Annotated in this window: 17 protein-coding genes; 11 read left to right on the top strand and 6 right to left on the bottom strand. The window is 51.9% G+C overall.

Features of this window, described 5'->3' with window-relative positions; all coding sequences use genetic code 11:
* Positions 1 to 25 precede the first annotated feature (25 nt).
* From murC to mutT, 9 genes are all read left to right on the top strand, one after another.
* Positions 26 to 1,501 (top strand): UDP-N-acetylmuramate--L-alanine ligase, encoded by a 1,476-nt coding sequence (gene murC, locus FQ015_RS12560; protein WP_001096048.1) that lies wholly within the window; start codon positions 26 to 28, stop codon positions 1,499 to 1,501.
* Positions 1,494 to 2,414, top strand: coding sequence for a D-alanine--D-alanine ligase (ddlB, locus tag FQ015_RS12555; RefSeq protein ID WP_000130051.1), 921 nt, complete (start codon positions 1,494 to 1,496; stop codon positions 2,412 to 2,414). Before murC ends, ddlB begins: the two co-directional genes overlap by 8 nt.
* A gap of 1 nt (position 2,415) precedes the next feature.
* Positions 2,416 to 3,246, top strand: a complete 831-nt coding sequence (gene ftsQ / locus FQ015_RS12550; RefSeq protein ID WP_000075744.1) for a cell division protein FtsQ — start codon at positions 2,416 to 2,418, stop codon at positions 3,244 to 3,246.
* The gene (gene ftsA / locus FQ015_RS12545; RefSeq protein WP_000588474.1) at positions 3,243 to 4,505 is read left to right on the top strand and encodes a cell division protein FtsA; all 1,263 of its coding nucleotides are present in this window, start codon (positions 3,243 to 3,245) and stop codon (positions 4,503 to 4,505) included. Before ftsQ ends, ftsA begins: the two co-directional genes overlap by 4 nt.
* A 60-nt stretch (positions 4,506 to 4,565) precedes the next feature.
* Positions 4,566 to 5,717, top strand: coding sequence for a cell division protein FtsZ (gene ftsZ, locus FQ015_RS12540; RefSeq protein ID WP_000462776.1), 1,152 nt, complete (start codon positions 4,566 to 4,568; stop codon positions 5,715 to 5,717).
* 100 nt (positions 5,718 to 5,817) lie between these two features.
* On the top strand, positions 5,818 to 6,735 hold the full coding sequence (lpxC, locus tag FQ015_RS12535) for a UDP-3-O-acyl-N-acetylglucosamine deacetylase (RefSeq protein ID WP_000595482.1): 918 nt from the start codon (positions 5,818 to 5,820) through the stop codon (positions 6,733 to 6,735).
* Between the two features lie 230 nt (positions 6,736 to 6,965).
* Complete coding sequence (secM, locus tag FQ015_RS12530; protein ID WP_039021823.1) at positions 6,966 to 7,478, top strand: secA translation cis-regulator SecM; 513 nt, start codon at positions 6,966 to 6,968, stop codon at positions 7,476 to 7,478.
* Positions 7,479 to 7,539: 61 nt separating this feature from the next.
* A complete protein-coding gene (secA, locus tag FQ015_RS12525; RefSeq protein WP_000905777.1) occupies positions 7,540 to 10,245 on the top strand; it encodes a preprotein translocase subunit SecA in 2,706 nt (901 codons plus the stop codon).
* A 58-nt stretch (positions 10,246 to 10,303) separates the two neighbouring features.
* Complete coding sequence (gene mutT, locus FQ015_RS12520; protein WP_000736034.1) at positions 10,304 to 10,702, top strand: 8-oxo-dGTP diphosphatase MutT; 399 nt, start codon at positions 10,304 to 10,306, stop codon at positions 10,700 to 10,702.
* 201 nt (positions 10,703 to 10,903) lie between these two features.
* Here mutT and yacG read toward each other — a convergent pair whose 3' ends face one another.
* Genes yacG through coaE form a run of 3 tightly spaced genes read right to left on the bottom strand, consistent with a single transcriptional unit; the run spans position 10,904 to position 12,474 of the window.
* Positions 10,904 to 11,101 carry a DNA gyrase inhibitor YacG gene (gene yacG, locus FQ015_RS12515; RefSeq protein WP_000005042.1) on the bottom strand — a complete coding sequence of 66 codons (198 nt, stop codon included), beginning with the start codon at positions 11,099 to 11,101 and terminating at the stop codon, positions 10,904 to 10,906.
* A gap of 9 nt (positions 11,102 to 11,110) precedes the next feature.
* Entirely contained in the window at positions 11,111 to 11,854 is a 744-nt protein-coding gene (gene zapD / locus FQ015_RS12510; RefSeq protein WP_001194743.1) for a cell division protein ZapD, read from the bottom strand.
* Positions 11,854 to 12,474, bottom strand: coding sequence for a dephospho-CoA kinase (coaE, locus tag FQ015_RS12505; RefSeq protein ID WP_001269512.1), 621 nt, complete (start codon positions 12,472 to 12,474; stop codon positions 11,854 to 11,856). The genes zapD and coaE overlap by 1 nt, the downstream gene beginning before the upstream one ends.
* Before the next feature lie 24 nt (positions 12,475 to 12,498).
* Here coaE and FQ015_RS23970 point away from each other — a divergent pair, with 24 nt between their 5' ends.
* Together FQ015_RS23970 and guaC are read left to right on the top strand one after the other, a co-directional pair.
* Positions 12,499 to 12,543, top strand: coding sequence for a protein YacM (locus FQ015_RS23970; protein ID WP_120795372.1), 45 nt, complete (start codon positions 12,499 to 12,501; stop codon positions 12,541 to 12,543).
* 155 nt (positions 12,544 to 12,698) lie between these two features.
* Positions 12,699 to 13,742, top strand: coding sequence for a GMP reductase (gene guaC, locus FQ015_RS12500; RefSeq protein ID WP_039021824.1), 1,044 nt, complete (start codon positions 12,699 to 12,701; stop codon positions 13,740 to 13,742).
* Between the two features lie 34 nt (positions 13,743 to 13,776).
* On the opposite strand, the gene hofC is transcribed toward guaC, so the two are convergent.
* Genes hofC through ppdD form a run of 3 tightly spaced genes read right to left on the bottom strand, consistent with a single transcriptional unit; the run spans position 13,777 to position 16,804 of the window.
* Positions 13,777 to 14,979: a protein transport protein HofC gene (hofC, locus tag FQ015_RS12495; protein WP_039021825.1), complete on the bottom strand. Its 1,203-nt coding sequence runs from the start codon at positions 14,977 to 14,979 to the stop codon at positions 13,777 to 13,779.
* Positions 14,969 to 16,354 carry a type II secretion system protein GspE gene (gene gspE / locus FQ015_RS12490; RefSeq protein WP_032302388.1) on the bottom strand — a complete coding sequence of 462 codons (1,386 nt, stop codon included), beginning with the start codon at positions 16,352 to 16,354 and terminating at the stop codon, positions 14,969 to 14,971. Before gspE ends, hofC begins: the two co-directional genes overlap by 11 nt.
* Before the next feature lie 9 nt (positions 16,355 to 16,363).
* Complete coding sequence (gene ppdD / locus FQ015_RS12485; protein WP_000360904.1) at positions 16,364 to 16,804, bottom strand: prepilin peptidase-dependent pilin; 441 nt, start codon at positions 16,802 to 16,804, stop codon at positions 16,364 to 16,366.
* Positions 16,805 to 16,925: the final 121 nt, after the last annotated feature.

Here is a 16,925-nt window from a genome sequence, read left to right as displayed (position 1 = left end):
ATGTAAGAAGTTAATGGCGTAAAGAATGAATACACAACAATTGGCAAAACTGCGTTCCATCGTGCCCGAAATGCGTCGCGTTCGGCACATACATTTTGTCGGCATCGGTGGTGCCGGTATGGGCGGTATTGCCGAAGTTCTGGCCAATGAAGGTTATCAGATCAGTGGTTCCGATTTAGCGCCAAATCCGGTCACGCAGCAGTTAATGAATCTTGGGGCGACGATTTATTTCAACCATCGCCCGGAAAACGTACGTGATGCCAGCGTGGTCGTTGTTTCCAGCGCGATTTCTGCCGATAACCCGGAAATTGTCGCAGCTCATGAAGCGCGTATTCCGGTGATCCGTCGTGCTGAAATGCTGGCTGAGTTAATGCGTTTTCGTCATGGCATCGCCATTGCCGGAACGCACGGCAAAACGACAACCACTGCGATGGTTTCCAGCATCTACGCAGAAGCGGGACTCGACCCAACCTTCGTTAACGGTGGGCTGGTAAAAGCGGCGGGCGTTCATGCGCGTTTGGGGCATGGTCGGTACCTGATTGCCGAAGCAGATGAGAGCGATGCATCGTTCCTGCATCTGCAACCGATGGTGGCGATTGTCACCAATATCGAAGCCGACCACATGGATACCTACCAGGGCGACTTTGAGAATTTAAAACAGACCTTTATTAATTTTCTGCACAACCTGCCGTTTTACGGTCGTGCGGTGATGTGTGTTGATGATCCGGTGATCCGCGAATTGTTACCGCGTGTGGGGCGTCAGACCACGACTTACGGCTTCAGCGAAGATGCCGACGTGCGTGTAGAAGATTATCAGCAGATTGGCCCGCAAGGGCACTTTACGCTGCTGCGCCAGGACAAAGAGCCGATGCGCGTCACCCTGAATGCGCCAGGCCGTCATAACGCGCTGAACGCCGCAGCTGCGGTTGCGGTTGCTACGGAAGAGGGAATTGACGACGAGGCTATTTTGCGTGCGCTGGAGAGCTTCCAGGGGACTGGTCGCCGTTTTGATTTCCTCGGTGAATTCCCGCTGGAGCCAGTGAATGGTAAAAGCGGTACGGCAATGCTGGTTGATGACTACGGTCACCATCCGACCGAAGTGGATGCCACCATTAAAGCGGCGCGTGCAGGCTGGCCGGATAAAAATCTGGTAATGCTGTTTCAGCCGCATCGTTTTACCCGTACGCGTGACCTGTATGATGATTTCGCCAATGTGCTGACGCAGGTTGATACCCTGTTGATGCTGGAAGTGTATCCGGCTGGCGAAGCGCCAATTCCGGGAGCGGACAGCCGTTCGCTGTGTCGCACAATTCGTGGACGTGGGAAAATTGATCCCATTCTGGTGCCGGACCCAGCGCAGGTAGCCGAAATGCTAGCACCAGTATTAACCGGTAACGACCTGATTCTCGTTCAGGGGGCCGGTAATATCGGAAAAATTGCTCGTTCTTTAGCTGAAATCAAACTGAAGCCGCAAACTCCGGAGGAAGAACAACATGACTGATAAAATCGCGGTCCTGTTGGGCGGGACCTCCGCCGAGCGGGAAGTTTCTTTGAATTCTGGCGCAGCGGTGTTAGCCGGGCTGCGTGAAGGCGGTATTGACGCGTATCCTGTCGACCCGAAAGAAGTTGACGTGACACAACTTAAGTCGATGGGCTTTCAGAAAGTGTTTATCGCACTACACGGTCGCGGTGGTGAAGATGGCACGTTGCAGGGCATGCTCGAGCTGATGGGCTTGCCTTATACCGGCAGCGGAGTAATGGCATCTGCGCTTTCAATGGATAAACTACGCAGCAAATTGCTTTGGCAGGGCGCTGGTTTACCGGTAGCGCCGTGGGTAGCATTAACCCGCGCAGAGTTTGAAAAAGGCCTGAGCGATAAGCAGTTAGCAGAAATTTCTGCCTTAGGTTTGCCGGTTATCGTTAAGCCGAGCCGCGAAGGTTCCAGCGTGGGAATGTCAAAAGTAGTAGCAGAAAATGCTCTACAAGATGCATTAAGATTGGCATTTCAGCACGATGAAGAAGTATTGATTGAAAAATGGCTAAGTGGGCCGGAGTTCACGGTTGCGATACTTGGTGAAGAAATTTTACCGTCAATACGTATTCAACCGGCCGGAACCTTCTATGATTATGAGGCGAAGTATCTCTCTGATGAGACACAGTATTTCTGCCCCGCAGGTCTGGAAGCGTCACAAGAGGCCAATTTGCAGGCATTAGTGCTGAAAGCATGGACGACGTTAGGTTGCAAAGGATGGGGACGTATTGACGTTATGCTGGACAGCGATGGACAGTTTTATCTGCTGGAAGCCAATACCTCACCGGGTATGACCAGCCACAGCCTGGTGCCGATGGCGGCACGTCAGGCAGGTATGAGCTTCTCGCAGTTGGTAGTACGAATTCTGGAACTGGCGGACTAATATGTCGCAGGCTGCTCTGAACACGCGAAACAGCGAAGAAGAGGTTTCTTCTCGCCGCAATAATGGAACGCGTCTGGCGGGGATCCTTTTCCTGCTGACCGTTTTAACGACAGTGTTGGTGAGCGGCTGGGTCGTGTTGGGCTGGATGGAAGATGCGCAACGCCTGCCGCTCTCAAAGCTGGTGTTGACCGGTGAACGCCATTACACGCGTAATGACGATATCCGGCAGTCGATCCTGGCATTGGGTGAGCCAGGTACCTTTATGACCCAGGATGTCAACATCATCCAGACGCAAATAGAACAACGCCTGCCGTGGATTAAGCAGGTGAGCGTCAGAAAGCAGTGGCCTGATGAATTGAAGATTCATCTGGTTGAATATGTGCCTATTGCGCGGTGGAATGATCAACATATGGTAGACGCGGAAGGAAACACTTTCAGCGTGCCGCCAGATCGCACCAGCAAGCAGGTGCTTCCAATGCTGTATGGCCCGGAAGGCAGCGCCAATGAAGTGTTGCAGGGCTATCGCGAAATGGGGCAGATGCTGGCAAAGGACAGATTTACTCTGAAGGAAGCGGCGATGACCGCGCGGCGTTCCTGGCAGTTGACGCTGAATAACGATATTAAGCTCAATCTTGGCCGGGGCGATACGATGAAACGTTTGGCTCGCTTTGTAGAACTTTATCCGGTTTTACAGCAGCAGGCGCAAACCGATGGCAAACGGATTAGCTACGTTGATTTGCGTTATGACTCTGGAGCGGCAGTAGGCTGGGCGCCCTTGCCGCCAGAGGAATCTACTCAGCAACAAAATCAGGCACAGGCAGAACAACAATGATCAAGGCGACGGACAGAAAACTGGTAGTAGGACTGGAGATTGGTACCGCGAAGGTTGCCGCTTTAGTAGGGGAAGTTCTGCCCGACGGTATGGTCAATATCATTGGCGTGGGCAGCTGCCCGTCGCGTGGTATGGATAAAGGCGGGGTAAACGACCTCGAATCCGTGGTCAAGTGCGTACAACGCGCCATTGACCAGGCAGAATTGATGGCAGATTGTCAGATCTCTTCGGTATATCTGGCGCTTTCTGGTAAGCACATCAGCTGCCAGAATGAAATTGGTATGGTGCCTATTTCTGAAGAAGAAGTGACGCAAGAAGATGTGGAAAACGTCGTCCATACCGCGAAATCAGTGCGTGTGCGCGATGAGCATCGTGTGCTGCATGTGATCCCGCAAGAGTATGCGATTGACTATCAGGAAGGGATCAAGAATCCGGTAGGACTTTCGGGCGTGCGGATGCAGGCAAAAGTGCATCTGATCACATGTCACAACGATATGGCGAAAAACATCGTCAAAGCGGTTGAACGTTGTGGGCTGAAAGTTGACCAACTGATATTTGCCGGACTGGCATCAAGTTATTCGGTATTGACGGAAGATGAACGTGAACTGGGTGTCTGCGTCGTCGATATCGGTGGTGGTACAATGGATATCGCCGTTTATACCGGTGGGGCATTGCGCCACACTAAGGTAATTCCTTATGCTGGCAATGTCGTGACCAGTGATATCGCTTACGCCTTTGGCACGCCGCCAAGCGACGCCGAAGCGATTAAAGTTCGCCACGGTTGTGCGCTGGGTTCCATCGTTGGAAAAGATGAGAGCGTGGAAGTGCCGAGCGTAGGCGGTCGTCCACCGCGGAGTCTGCAACGTCAGACCCTGGCAGAGGTGATCGAGCCACGCTATACCGAACTGCTCAACCTGGTCAACGAAGAGATATTGCAGTTGCAGGAAAAGCTTCGCCAACAAGGGGTTAAACATCACCTGGCGGCAGGCATTGTATTAACCGGTGGCGCAGCGCAGATTGAAGGGCTTGCAGCTTGTGCTCAGCGCGTGTTTCATACGCAGGTGCGCATCGGCGCGCCGCTGAACATTACCGGTTTAACGGATTATGCTCAGGAGCCGTATTATTCGACGGCGGTGGGATTGCTTCACTACGGGAAAGAGTCACATCTTAACGGTGAAGCTGAAGTAGAAAAACGTGTTACAGCATCAGTTGGCTCGTGGATCAAGCGACTCAATAGTTGGCTGCGAAAAGAGTTTTAATTTTTATGAGGTCGACGATAATTACGGCCTCAGGCGACAGGCACAAATCGGAGAGAAACTATGTTTGAACCAATGGAACTTACCAATGACGCGGTGATTAAAGTCATCGGCGTCGGCGGCGGCGGCGGTAATGCTGTTGAACACATGGTGCGCGAGCGCATTGAAGGTGTTGAATTCTTCGCGGTAAATACCGATGCACAAGCGCTGCGTAAAACAGCGGTTGGACAGACGATTCAAATCGGTAGCGGTATCACCAAAGGACTGGGAGCTGGCGCAAATCCAGAAGTTGGCCGTAATGCGGCTGATGAGGATCGCGATGCACTGCGTGCGGCGCTGGAAGGTGCAGACATGGTCTTTATTGCTGCGGGTATGGGTGGTGGTACCGGTACTGGTGCAGCACCAGTTGTCGCTGAAGTGGCAAAAGATTTGGGGATCCTGACCGTTGCTGTCGTGACTAAGCCTTTCAACTTTGAAGGCAAGAAGCGTATGGCATTCGCTGAGCAGGGGATCACTGAACTGTCCAAGCATGTGGACTCTCTGATCACTATCCCTAACGACAAACTGCTGAAAGTCTTGGGCCGCGGTATCTCCCTGCTGGATGCATTTGGCGCAGCGAACGATGTACTGAAAGGTGCTGTGCAAGGTATCGCTGAACTGATTACTCGTCCAGGCCTGATGAACGTGGACTTTGCAGACGTACGTACCGTAATGTCTGAAATGGGCTACGCAATGATGGGTTCTGGTGTGGCGAGCGGCGAAGACCGTGCGGAAGAAGCTGCTGAAATGGCTATCTCCTCTCCGCTGCTGGAAGATATCGATCTGTCTGGCGCGCGCGGCGTGCTGGTTAACATCACGGCGGGCTTCGACCTGCGTCTGGATGAGTTCGAAACGGTAGGTAACACCATCCGTGCATTTGCATCCGACAACGCAACTGTCGTTATCGGTACTTCTCTTGACCCGGATATGAATGACGAGCTGCGCGTAACTGTTGTTGCGACAGGTATCGGTATGGACAAACGTCCTGAAATCACTCTGGTGACCAATAAGCAGGTTCAGCAGCCAGTGATGGATCGCTACCAGCAGCACGGGATGGCTCCGCTGACCCAGGAGCAGAAGCCGGTTGCTAAAGTCGTGAATGACAATGCGCCGCAAACTGCGAAAGAGCCGGATTATCTGGATATCCCAGCATTCCTGCGTAAGCAAGCTGATTAAGAATTGACTGGAATTTGGGTTTCGAGGCTCTTTGTGCTAAACTGGCCCGCCGAATGTATAGTACACTTCGGTTGGATAGGTAATTTGGCGAGATAATACGATGATCAAACAAAGGACACTTAAACGTATCGTTCAGGCGACGGGTGTCGGTTTACATACCGGCAAGAAAGTCACCCTGACGTTACGCCCTGCGCCGGCCAACACCGGGGTCATCTATCGTCGCACCGACTTGAATCCACCGGTAGATTTCCCGGCCGATGCCAAATCTGTGCGTGATACCATGCTCTGTACGTGTCTGGTCAACGAGCATGATGTACGGATTTCAACCGTAGAGCACCTCAATGCTGCTCTCGCGGGCCTCGGCATCGATAACATTGTTATCGAAGTTAACGCGCCGGAAATCCCGATCATGGACGGCAGCGCCGCTCCGTTTGTATACCTGCTGCTTGACGCCGGTATCGACGAGTTGAACTGCGCCAAGAAATTTGTTCGCATCAAAGAGACTGTTCGTGTCGAAGATGGCGATAAGTGGGCTGAATTTAAGCCGTACAATGGTTTTTCGCTGGATTTCACCATCGATTTCAACCATCCGGCTATTGACTCCAGTAACCAGCGCTATGCGATGAACTTCTCCGCTGATGCGTTTATGCGCCAGATCAGCCGTGCGCGTACGTTCGGTTTCATGCGTGATATCGAATATCTGCAGTCCCGTGGTTTGTGCCTGGGCGGCAGCTTCGATTGTGCCATCGTTGTTGACGATTATCGCGTACTGAACGAAGACGGCCTGCGTTTTGAAGACGAATTTGTGCGTCACAAAATGCTCGATGCGATCGGTGACTTGTTCATGTGTGGTCACAATATTATTGGCGCATTTACCGCTTATAAATCTGGTCATGCACTGAATAACAAACTGCTGCAGGCTGTCCTTGCAAAACAGGAAGCCTGGGAATATGTGACCTTCCAGGACGACGCAGAACTGCCGTTGGCCTTCAAAGCGCCTTCAGCCGTACTGGCATAACGACATTTATACTGTCGTATAAAATTCGACTGGCAAATCTGGCACTCTCTCCGGCCAGATGAACCAGTCGTTTTTTTTTGAATTTTATAAGAACGATAAAAAACGGTGCGAACGCTGTTTTCTTAAGCATTTTTACGCACAACTTATCTTCATTCGTGCTGTGGACTTCAGGCTTTAATGATAAGATTTGTGCGCTAAATACGTTTGAATACGATCGGGATGGCAATAACGTGAGTGGAATACTGACGCGCTGGCGACAGTTTGGTAAACGCTACTTCTGGCCGCATCTCTTATTAGGGATGGTCGCGGCGAGTTTAGGTTTGCCTGCGCTCAGCAACGCCGCCGAACCAAACGCGCCCGCAAAAGCGACAACCCGCAACCACGAGCCTTCAGCCAAAGTTAACTTTGGTCAATTGGCCATGCTGGAAGCGAACACGCGCCGCCCGAATTCGAACTATTCCGTTGATTACTGGCATCAACATGCCATTCGCACGGTAATCCGTCATCTTTCCTTCGCAATGGCACCGCAAACGCTGCCCGTTGCTGAAGAATCTTTGCCTCTTCAGGCGCAACATCTTGCATTACTGGATACGCTCAGCGCGCTGTTGACCCAGGAAGGCACGCCGTCTGAAAAGGGTTATCGCATTGATTATGCGCATTTTACCCCGCAAGCAAAATTCAGCACGCCCGTCTGGATAAGCCAGGCGCAAGGCATCCGTGCTGGCCCTCAACGCCTCAGCTAACAACAATAAACCTTTACTTCATTTTATTGACTCCGCAACGCGGGGCGTTTGAGATTTTATTATGCTAATCAAATTATTAACTAAAGTTTTCGGTAGTCGTAACGATCGCACCCTGCGCCGGATGCGCAAAGTCGTCAACATCATCAATGCCATGGAACCGGAGATGGAAAAACTCTCCGACGAAGAACTGAAAGGGAAAACCGCAGAGTTTCGTGCACGTCTGGAAAAAGGCGAAGTGCTGGAAAATCTGATCCCAGAAGCTTTCGCTGTGGTGCGTGAGGCAAGTAAGCGCGTCTTTGGTATGCGTCACTTCGACGTTCAGTTACTCGGCGGTATGGTTCTTAACGAACGCTGCATCGCGGAAATGCGTACCGGTGAAGGTAAAACCCTGACCGCAACGCTGCCTGCTTACCTGAACGCATTAACCGGTAAGGGCGTACACGTTGTTACCGTCAACGACTACCTGGCGCAACGTGACGCCGAAAACAACCGTCCGCTGTTTGAATTCCTCGGCCTGACAGTCGGCATCAACCTGCCGGGCATGCCAGCACCGGCAAAGCGCGAAGCTTACGCAGCTGACATCACTTACGGTACAAACAACGAATACGGCTTTGACTACCTGCGCGATAACATGGCGTTCAGCCCTGAAGAACGTGTACAGCGTAAACTGCACTATGCGCTGGTGGACGAAGTGGACTCCATCCTGATCGATGAAGCGCGTACACCGCTGATCATTTCCGGCCCGGCAGAAGACAGCTCGGAAATGTATAAACGCGTGAATAAAATTATTCCGCACCTGATCCGTCAGGAAAAAGAAGACTCCGAAACCTTCCAGGGCGAAGGCCACTTCTCGGTGGACGAAAAATCTCGCCAGGTAAACCTGACCGAACGTGGTCTGGTGCTGATTGAAGAACTGCTGGTGAAAGAAGGCATCATGGATGAAGGGGAGTCTCTGTACTCTCCGGCCAACATAATGCTGATGCACCACGTAACGGCGGCGCTGCGCGCTCATGCGCTATTTACCCGAGACGTCGACTACATCGTTAAAGATGGTGAAGTTATCATCGTTGACGAACACACCGGTCGTACCATGCAGGGACGTCGTTGGTCCGATGGCCTGCATCAGGCAGTGGAAGCGAAAGAAGGAGTACAGATCCAGAACGAAAACCAGACGCTGGCGTCGATCACCTTCCAGAACTACTTCCGTTTGTATGAAAAACTGGCGGGCATGACCGGTACTGCTGATACCGAAGCTTTCGAATTTAGCTCAATCTACAAGCTGGATACCGTTGTTGTTCCGACCAACCGTCCGATGATTCGTAAAGATCTGCCTGATTTGGTCTATATGACTGAAGCGGAAAAAATCCAGGCGATCATCGAAGATATCAAAGAGCGTACCGCGAAGGGCCAGCCAGTGCTGGTGGGTACTATCTCCATCGAAAAATCTGAGCTGGTGTCAAACGAACTGACCAAAGCCGGTATTAAGCACAACGTCCTGAACGCCAAATTCCACGCCAACGAAGCGGCGATTGTTGCTCAGGCAGGTTATCCGGCTGCGGTGACTATCGCGACCAACATGGCGGGTCGTGGTACAGATATTGTGCTCGGTGGTAGCTGGCAGGCAGAAGTTGCCGCGCTGGAAAATCCGACCGCAGAGCAAATTGAAAAAATTAAGGCCGACTGGCAGGTGCGCCACGATGCGGTACTGGCTGCAGGTGGTCTGCATATCATCGGTACAGAACGTCACGAATCTCGTCGTATCGATAACCAGCTACGCGGTCGTTCTGGGCGCCAGGGGGATGCCGGTTCTTCCCGTTTCTACCTGTCGATGGAAGATGCGCTGATGCGTATTTTTGCTTCTGACCGTGTTTCCGGCATGATGCGTAAACTGGGTATGAAACCAGGCGAAGCCATCGAGCACCCGTGGGTGACCAAAGCGATTGCCAACGCTCAGCGTAAAGTTGAAAGCCGTAACTTCGATATTCGTAAGCAACTGCTGGAATATGATGACGTGGCTAACGATCAGCGTCGCGCCATTTACTCCCAGCGTAATGAACTGCTGGATGTCAGCGATGTGAGCGATACCATCAACAGCATTCGTGAAGATGTGTTCAAAGCGACCATCGATGCCTACATTCCACCGCAGTCGCTGGAAGAAATGTGGGATATTCCGGGGCTGCAGGAACGTCTGAAGAACGATTTCGACCTCGATTTGCCGATTGCCGAGTGGCTGGACAAAGAGCCAGAACTGCATGAAGAGACGCTGCGTGAGCGTATTCTGGCGCAGTCCATCGAAGTGTATCAGCGTAAAGAAGAAGTGGTTGGCGCTGAGATGATGCGTCACTTCGAGAAAGGCGTCATGCTGCAAACGCTTGACTCCCTGTGGAAAGAGCACCTGGCGGCGATGGATTATCTGCGTCAAGGTATCCACCTGCGTGGCTATGCACAGAAAGATCCGAAGCAGGAATACAAACGTGAATCGTTCTCCATGTTTGCAGCGATGCTGGAGTCGCTGAAATATGAAGTCATCAGCACGCTGAGCAAAGTCCAGGTACGTATGCCTGAAGAGGTTGAGGAGCTGGAACAACAGCGTCGTATGGAAGCCGAGCGTTTAGCGCAAATGCAGCAGCTTAGCCATCAGGATGACGACTCTGCAGCCGCAGCTGCACTGGCGGCACAAACCGGTGAACGCAAAGTTGGACGTAATGATCCTTGTCCGTGCGGTTCTGGTAAAAAATACAAGCAGTGCCACGGTCGCCTGCAATAAAGCTAACAGTTGAAGTAAAAGGCGCAGGATTCTGCGCCTTTTTTATAGGTTTAAGACAATGAAAAAGCTGCAAATTGCGGTAGGTATTATTCGCAACGAGAACAATGAAATCTTTATAACCCGTCGCGCCGCAGATGCGCACATGGCGAATAAACTGGAGTTTCCTGGCGGTAAAATTGAAATGGGCGAAACGCCGGAACAGGCGGTGGTGCGTGAACTTCAGGAAGAAGTCGGGATTACCCCACAACATTATTCGCTATTTGAAAAACTGGAATATGAATTCCCGGACAGGCATATAACACTGTGGTTCTGGCTGGTCGAAAGCTGGGAAGGGGAGCCGTGGGGTAAAGAAGGGCAACCCGGTGAGTGGATGTCGCTGGTTGGTCTGAATGCCGATGATTTTCCGCCAGCCAATGAACCGGTACTTGCGAAGCTTAAGCGTGTGTATGTCGGATAGGCGTTTATGCCGCATCCAACATTTGCACAAGATGCCCGATGCGACGCTGGCGCGTCTTATCAGTATCTACAATTTTAACACGTTGATATGTAAGGTCTTGTAGGTCGGATAAGGCGTTCCCGCCGCATCCGACATTTGCACACGATGCCTGATGCGACGCTGCCCGCGTCTTATCAGGCCAGCGTCGCATCAGATAAAATGTCACTGCTTTGGCTCTTCGCTCCAGTCATCGCTTTCGGAAAGATCGCCACTGCTGGGGATTCGTTTTTCTTCAGCAGCCCATTCTCCGAGGTCGATCAGCTGGCAACGTTTGGAACAAAATGGCCGAAACGGGCTGATTTCACCCCACACCACCGTTTTCCCGCAGGTTGGGCAATTCACCGTAATAGTTTCTGACATTTTTACTCCTTAGCAACAGGCCAGTTCGAAATCCAGACGTTCCGGTACCTGTCCGTTTTCACTGTCCAGCGGCATAAAACGAATGGCAAAACGGCTCTTATGACCGGAAATTTGCGGATAAAGCTGTGAATCGAGTGACAGATTCAGGCGCAGCAAGTCGGCATCGCCACCGTTATCCTGATAAAAACCATTCAGGCTGGTTTGTTTACGGAAGGGGGCCGACTGGCGAATTAAATCCAGCACCATGGTAAGTGCCTGGGTGAGCGGGTTCAGGCTGGCAATCCAGGTTTCTACCTGGCTGTCGCGCTGCGCCTGGGGTAGATGCAGCCAAATGTGCAATGTAGGTAAATCAAAGCTACAACAGCCGCCTGGGATGCTCAGTCGCTGACGCACCAGAGCAATCAAACGATCTTCACGCAGAAATTGCCCGATACGCGGCGCGGAAATTAATACGCTCCCCGCCGCTTTTAACTGCTGAATTAATGCTTCAATACGGCTCTGGTCCACGCCAGGCACGCCAATCCAGGTCTGGAGTTTGCGCTGCTGGCGGTCAAGTTCTTTCAACAGCTCAGTACGGACTTCGCCGCGCTCGAAAACATCCAGTAATTCACTGACATTGCGGAAGAAATGCAGAGCGCCAGCGTAGTCAACGACGGGTAGATTAACGGTGAGTTGCTGAATCAAAAACTCAATGCGCAGCCATGTACGCATTTTTTCATTTAGTGGATGTTCAAAAAGGACCTGGGTCTGCATTACGGTTTTTCCTGTGAGACAAACTGCGACGCAAGCTGCAAATAGTGTGCGTGCAGGCGGGCAACATCCGATGCGATAGCATCCGGTGCGCCGTTATTATCAATGACGTCATCTGCCACGGCAAGGCGAGCTTCGCGCGTTGCCTGAGCAGCAAGGATTTGTTCGACATGCTCGCGAGTGACATCATCGCGCTGCATGGTGCGTTTAAGTTGCGTTTCTGGGCTGACATCCACCACCAGCACTCGATTCGCTTTTTTATACAATGAGTTTTCTACCAGCAATGGCACAACCCAAAGTACATAGGGGGAAGATGCTTGCTGGATCTGGTGTTGCGTCTCTTGCTGAATCAGCGGATGCAGCAGGGCGTTAAGCCAGTTTTTCTCTTCCGGGTTGGCGAAAATCCGCTCGCGCAAGGCCCGGCGCTGCAATGTTCCATCAGCAGCAATCATGTTAGCGCCAAAGTGATCAGCAATGGCATGTAGCGCAGGTGCACCTGGTTCAACCACCTGACGAGCAATAATATCGGCATCAATGACGTTAATTCCGAGATCAGCAAACGCATTGGCAACGGTACTCTTGCCACTGCCAATGCCTCCCGTTAAGGCAACTATATACCTCATAATTTATATTCCCGGGAATTCATCATGATTATCAAAACGTTAAAAATGAGCGCACGAAAGCGAAATTGATGAAACGTTCGCTCACTATTTACCAGGTAAATTTATGGGATTGTAGCGTAAAAAAAGACAATTTCGCAGTCTTGCGCCGCATTGATTAGTGCGTATGATAGCGTCACTGGAGTTGCGCTCTTACCCTTATAGCCATTAACCCCAGGAATCCGCACATGCGTATTGAAGAAGATCTGAAGTTAGGTTTTAAAGACGTTCTCATCCGCCCTAAACGCTCCACTCTTAAAAGCCGTTCCGATGTTGAACTGGAACGTCAATTCACCTTCAAACATTCAGGTCAGAGCTGGTCCGGCGTGCCGATTATCGCCGCAAATATGGACACCGTAGGCACATTTTCTATGGCCTCTGCGCTGGCTTCTTTTGATATTCTGACTGCTGTGCATAAACACTATTCTGTCGAAGAGTGGCAAGCGTTTATCAACAATTCTTCCGCTGATGTGCTGAAACATGTGATGGTTTCTACCGGTACGTCTGATGCGGATTTCGAAAAAACTAAACAGATTCTCGACCTGAACCCGGCATTAAACTTCGTTTGTATTGATGTGGCGAATGGTTATTCTGAACACTTCGTGCAGTTCGTTGCGAAAGCGCGTGAAGCGTGGCCGACCAAAACCATTTGTGCTGGCAACGTAGTGACTGGTGAAATGTGTGAGGAGCTTATCCTCTCCGGTGCTGATATCGTTAAAGTTGGCATTGGCCCCGGTTCTGTTTGTACAACTCGCGTCAAAACAGGCGTCGGTTATCCGCAACTTTCTGCGGTGATCGAATGTGCCGATGCTGCGCATGGTCTGGGCGGAATGATCGTCAGCGACGGTGGCTGCACCACGCCAGGCGATGTCGCGAAAGCCTTTGGCGGCGGTGCCGATTTCGTCATGCTTGGCGGCATGCTGGCGGGCCACGAAGAGAGCGGTGGTCGCATCGTTGAGGAGAACGGCGAGAAATTTATGCTGTTCTACGGCATGAGCTCCGAGTCTGCGATGAAACGTCACGTTGGCGGCGTTGCGGAATATCGCGCAGCAGAAGGTAAAACCGTTAAGCTGCCGCTGCGAGGCCCGGTTGAACATACCGCGCGTGATATTTTGGGCGGCCTGCGTTCAGCTTGTACATACGTTGGGGCTTCACGTCTGAAAGAGCTGACCAAGCGCACCACGTTTATCCGTGTACAGGAACAAGAAAACCGCATCTTCAACAATCTGTAATCTCCCAATGCTGGCGTGGAGTAACACGCCAGCGTTATCCCATCCCACTCATCGCATCGCCTAAATGGAAAATTGGCAAATACATTGCCACCACTAGCGTACCGATAATTCCTCCCGTTATGACCAGCAACACCGGTTCGAGCAAGGCTGCAAGGTTATCCGCCAGCGCCATGGTGTTATCCCGATGATGACGGGCGAGGTTGTCTAACATGAGATCCAGCGAGCCGGATACCTCTCCTGTTCTCACTAATTGCAAACAGAGCGGGCTAAACTCACCGGCATTTTTTAGCGCCAGCCAGATGGGATGACCGTTACTAATATCGTGCTGGATTTGTGTCAGAAGTTGCTCCCAATACGGACAGCGCATTGTTGCTCTGACGCTCTCTACGCCCTGTAAAAAAGTAATGCCTGCACTTTGTGTCAGCGCCAGGATCGTAAAGATCTGCGTGAGTTTTTGTCCTCGCATCAGTGAACCCATAATTGGGATGCGTAACAGTGATTTTTGCCTCACGATGAGCCAGGTCGGGCGGCGCACCAGCAACTTATTGGCTATTGCCAGCAGTAAGCCGAACAACAGCAGCAGCCAGCCCCATTCGCCACTAAAGTCTGCCAGCGTCATGATCCCCTGCGTTAGCGCTGGTAATGGGGTGTTAAAGGTCTTGTAGATAGCAGCAAACTCCGGCAGTACAAAATGCAGCATTGCCACAACCACCATTATTGCCATCGCTAAAATGATGATGGGATAACGCAACGCTGATTTCACTTTATCGGCTAACTGACGCTGGGCTTTTTGCTGTCGAGCAAGTTCAAAGCAACATTCATCTAACTTACCGGTCAATTCCCCCGTGCGGATCATTGCCTGATAGAGCGGTGGAAATACCTCTGACCAGGGTAATAAGGCATTGGAAAAGGCAACGCCCTGTTCGAGATCGAGCGCCAGTGATTGCAGCAACGCTTGCCATTGCTTACTGGGATGCTGTTCCGCAAGCAGTGCCAGCCCTTCAGAAAGGGTTAACCCGGCTTTGAGTAGCGTCGCCAGTTGATGAATGACTTCCGCGCTTTTATCTCCTCGCCACTGCGCAGAATTGATGGCGATTCGCTTCAGGCTAAGTGGGGTAACCATCTGTTGCTGTAGTGCTATGAGCAGCAAAGCACGGCTCTCTGCCCATAGCATCCCATCTTGCGCATTGCCGTCGCCGGTTATGCCACGCCAGCGCCAGAGTTGCTTACTCGCCATGTGGCATTCCCAATACGCGGATTAACTCTTCAAAGGTGGTTAAGCCTTGCTCCACGGCCAGGCAGCCGTTTTCAAAAAGCGTTCGCATACCCGCCTGTCGGGCGTGCGTTTCCAGCGATTCAACGTCGGTATTAGCGGAAATAAGCTGACGTATGAACGGTGTTATGGGCAGAACTTCAAATAAGGCCGTGCGACCATAAAAACCGTGGTAGCAATGTACACAACCGGGTGCTTGCCAGCGGGGCAGCGGCGACGGCCATACATTGTCTGGAATATGGATGGGCTCCCCTTGCTGCAGGCGACAATGTGGGCAAAGTTTACGTACCAGACGCTGGGCTATTACCAGCGTAAGCGCCGATGAGAGCATCCAGCGGGCGACTCCCATTTGCTGTAAACGTACCAGCGTTTCAGTGGTGGAATTGGTGTGTAGGGTAGACAACACCAGGTGACCGGTTTGCGCCGCTTTAATAGCGATCTCTGCTGTTTCGCCATCGCGGATCTCTCCGATCATGATGACGTCAGGGTCCTGGCGCAATAACGCACGCAAAACGCCCTGAAAGGTAAGACCGGCACGCGGATGGATTTGCGTCTGGTTTAGTCCGGCTATGGGGATCTCAACCGGATCTTCGACGCTACAAATATTAATGTCAGCGGTATTTAGCGTTTGCAGGGCACTATAAAGCGTGACCGTTTTGCCGCTGCCTGTAGGGCCAGTTACCAGCACCAGTCCCTGTGGTTGTTGCAAGGCATGAGCAAAGTCCGCCAGTTGTAACGGCTGCATCCCCAGCGTGTTGATATCCAGTGCCTGGCTCACCTGCTGTAACAACCTTAATACCACCTTTTCACCACCCTGGCATGGTAAGGTCGCAATACGAAATGAGACGGCGTTTCCTGCCAGTTCGACAGTGAATTGCCCGTCCTGCGGCAGGCGATGTTCCGCAATATCCAGGTTGCCCAGCACTTTTAATCTGGCGGTTAATGCGACTCCGGCATCCGGTAAAACATCCGGTAAAGGATGCAATACACCGTCGATACGCAAGCGGATGCGGTAGGCATTGTCCGCTGGTTCGATATGAATATCAGACGCGCGTTGTTCCAGCGCAGATTGTAACGTTCGAGTCAGCAACTCTGCTTTGGGCTGATGCTTCTCATGAATAGCTACGGGCAATGTCTGTTGGGTGCGACTGGCGTGACCTTCCATTTGTTGGCGCGTCCAGCAGGTGATCTCAATACGTTTGGTGGTAGCGAAATGCAATGCGTCCAGTAGCTCATGCGAAGGGGCATCGACCACCGCAACATGAACCACCTCTTCGCTGGCATCCAGCAAGACTCCCTGATAACGCAGACACAGGGCGGTGAGCTGTGGAATATTCATTGCCGCTCCTTAGTTGGCGTCATCAAAGCGAAAGACATCTTCGCAGGCTTGCTGCAATGCGCTGTCACTTTGAATATTGCAGTTGCGCGTCCAGCCGGTGACGCCGTTTGCGTTATCCCAACCCGGTGTCATGACGACGCTTAGCCCATTGAGACTTTCTTGCCCGGTCAGCGACACCACGCCCTTTGCCACACTCATGGCTGAAACATAGCGGGTGGTGGTAGGCGAGGGAATGCCATTGCTGCCACCGTCGCAGGTATCTAATCCACCATGTTCCAGCGCGCACAACTCTACGGCGGTACGGTAAGGCACAAAGGTTTGTAGCATGTCGGTGAGTGCGGCTTTGCGCAGGTAGTTTTGATAAGCGGGAATACCAATGGCGCTTAAAATGGCAATGATGCCAATAACCACCATCAGTTCGATAAGTGTAAAACCGCGTTGCTTGTCCATTTGTTTCGCTCCTTGATTTGGTTGGCGCTACTTTGGCAAACGCCATCAGCACAAGCGAGGGGCAAAAAACGAAACGGGAAAGCAGCTTCCGGAGTTTTTTATTACGTTGCAGCGAAAGACA

It is taken from the genome of Escherichia sp. HH26CH (genome assembly GCF_009820205.1).
Classification (GTDB): Bacteria; Pseudomonadota; Gammaproteobacteria; order Enterobacterales; family Enterobacteriaceae; genus Escherichia; species Escherichia coli_F.
This window is presented reverse-complemented; position numbering and strand designations above follow the sequence as displayed.

Excerpts from the sequence above, each read along its gene's own strand:
- murC (WP_001096048.1), top strand. The coding sequence starts at position 26 with ATGAATACACAACAATTGGCAAAACTGCGTTCCATCGTGCCCGAAATG.
- ddlB (WP_000130051.1), top strand. The coding sequence starts at position 1,494 with ATGACTGATAAAATCGCGGTCCTGTTGGGCGGGACCTCCGCCGAGCGG.
- ftsQ (WP_000075744.1), top strand. The coding sequence starts at position 2,416 with ATGTCGCAGGCTGCTCTGAACACGCGAAACAGCGAAGAAGAGGTTTCT.
- ftsA (WP_000588474.1), top strand. The coding sequence starts at position 3,243 with ATGATCAAGGCGACGGACAGAAAACTGGTAGTAGGACTGGAGATTGGT.
- ftsZ (WP_000462776.1), top strand. The coding sequence starts at position 4,566 with ATGTTTGAACCAATGGAACTTACCAATGACGCGGTGATTAAAGTCATC.
- lpxC (WP_000595482.1), top strand. The coding sequence starts at position 5,818 with ATGATCAAACAAAGGACACTTAAACGTATCGTTCAGGCGACGGGTGTC.
- secA (WP_000905777.1), top strand. The coding sequence starts at position 7,540 with ATGCTAATCAAATTATTAACTAAAGTTTTCGGTAGTCGTAACGATCGC.
- mutT (WP_000736034.1), top strand. The coding sequence starts at position 10,304 with ATGAAAAAGCTGCAAATTGCGGTAGGTATTATTCGCAACGAGAACAAT.
- yacG (WP_000005042.1), bottom strand. The coding sequence starts at position 11,101 with ATGTCAGAAACTATTACGGTGAATTGCCCAACCTGCGGGAAAACGGTG.
- zapD (WP_001194743.1), bottom strand. The coding sequence starts at position 11,854 with ATGCAGACCCAGGTCCTTTTTGAACATCCACTAAATGAAAAAATGCGT.
- coaE (WP_001269512.1), bottom strand. The coding sequence starts at position 12,474 with ATGAGGTATATAGTTGCCTTAACGGGAGGCATTGGCAGTGGCAAGAGT.
- guaC (WP_039021824.1), top strand. The coding sequence starts at position 12,699 with ATGCGTATTGAAGAAGATCTGAAGTTAGGTTTTAAAGACGTTCTCATC.
- hofC (WP_039021825.1), bottom strand. The coding sequence starts at position 14,979 with ATGGCGAGTAAGCAACTCTGGCGCTGGCGTGGCATAACCGGCGACGGC.
- gspE (WP_032302388.1), bottom strand. The coding sequence starts at position 16,354 with ATGAATATTCCACAGCTCACCGCCCTGTGTCTGCGTTATCAGGGAGTC.
- ppdD (WP_000360904.1), bottom strand. The coding sequence starts at position 16,804 with ATGGACAAGCAACGCGGTTTTACACTTATCGAACTGATGGTGGTTATT.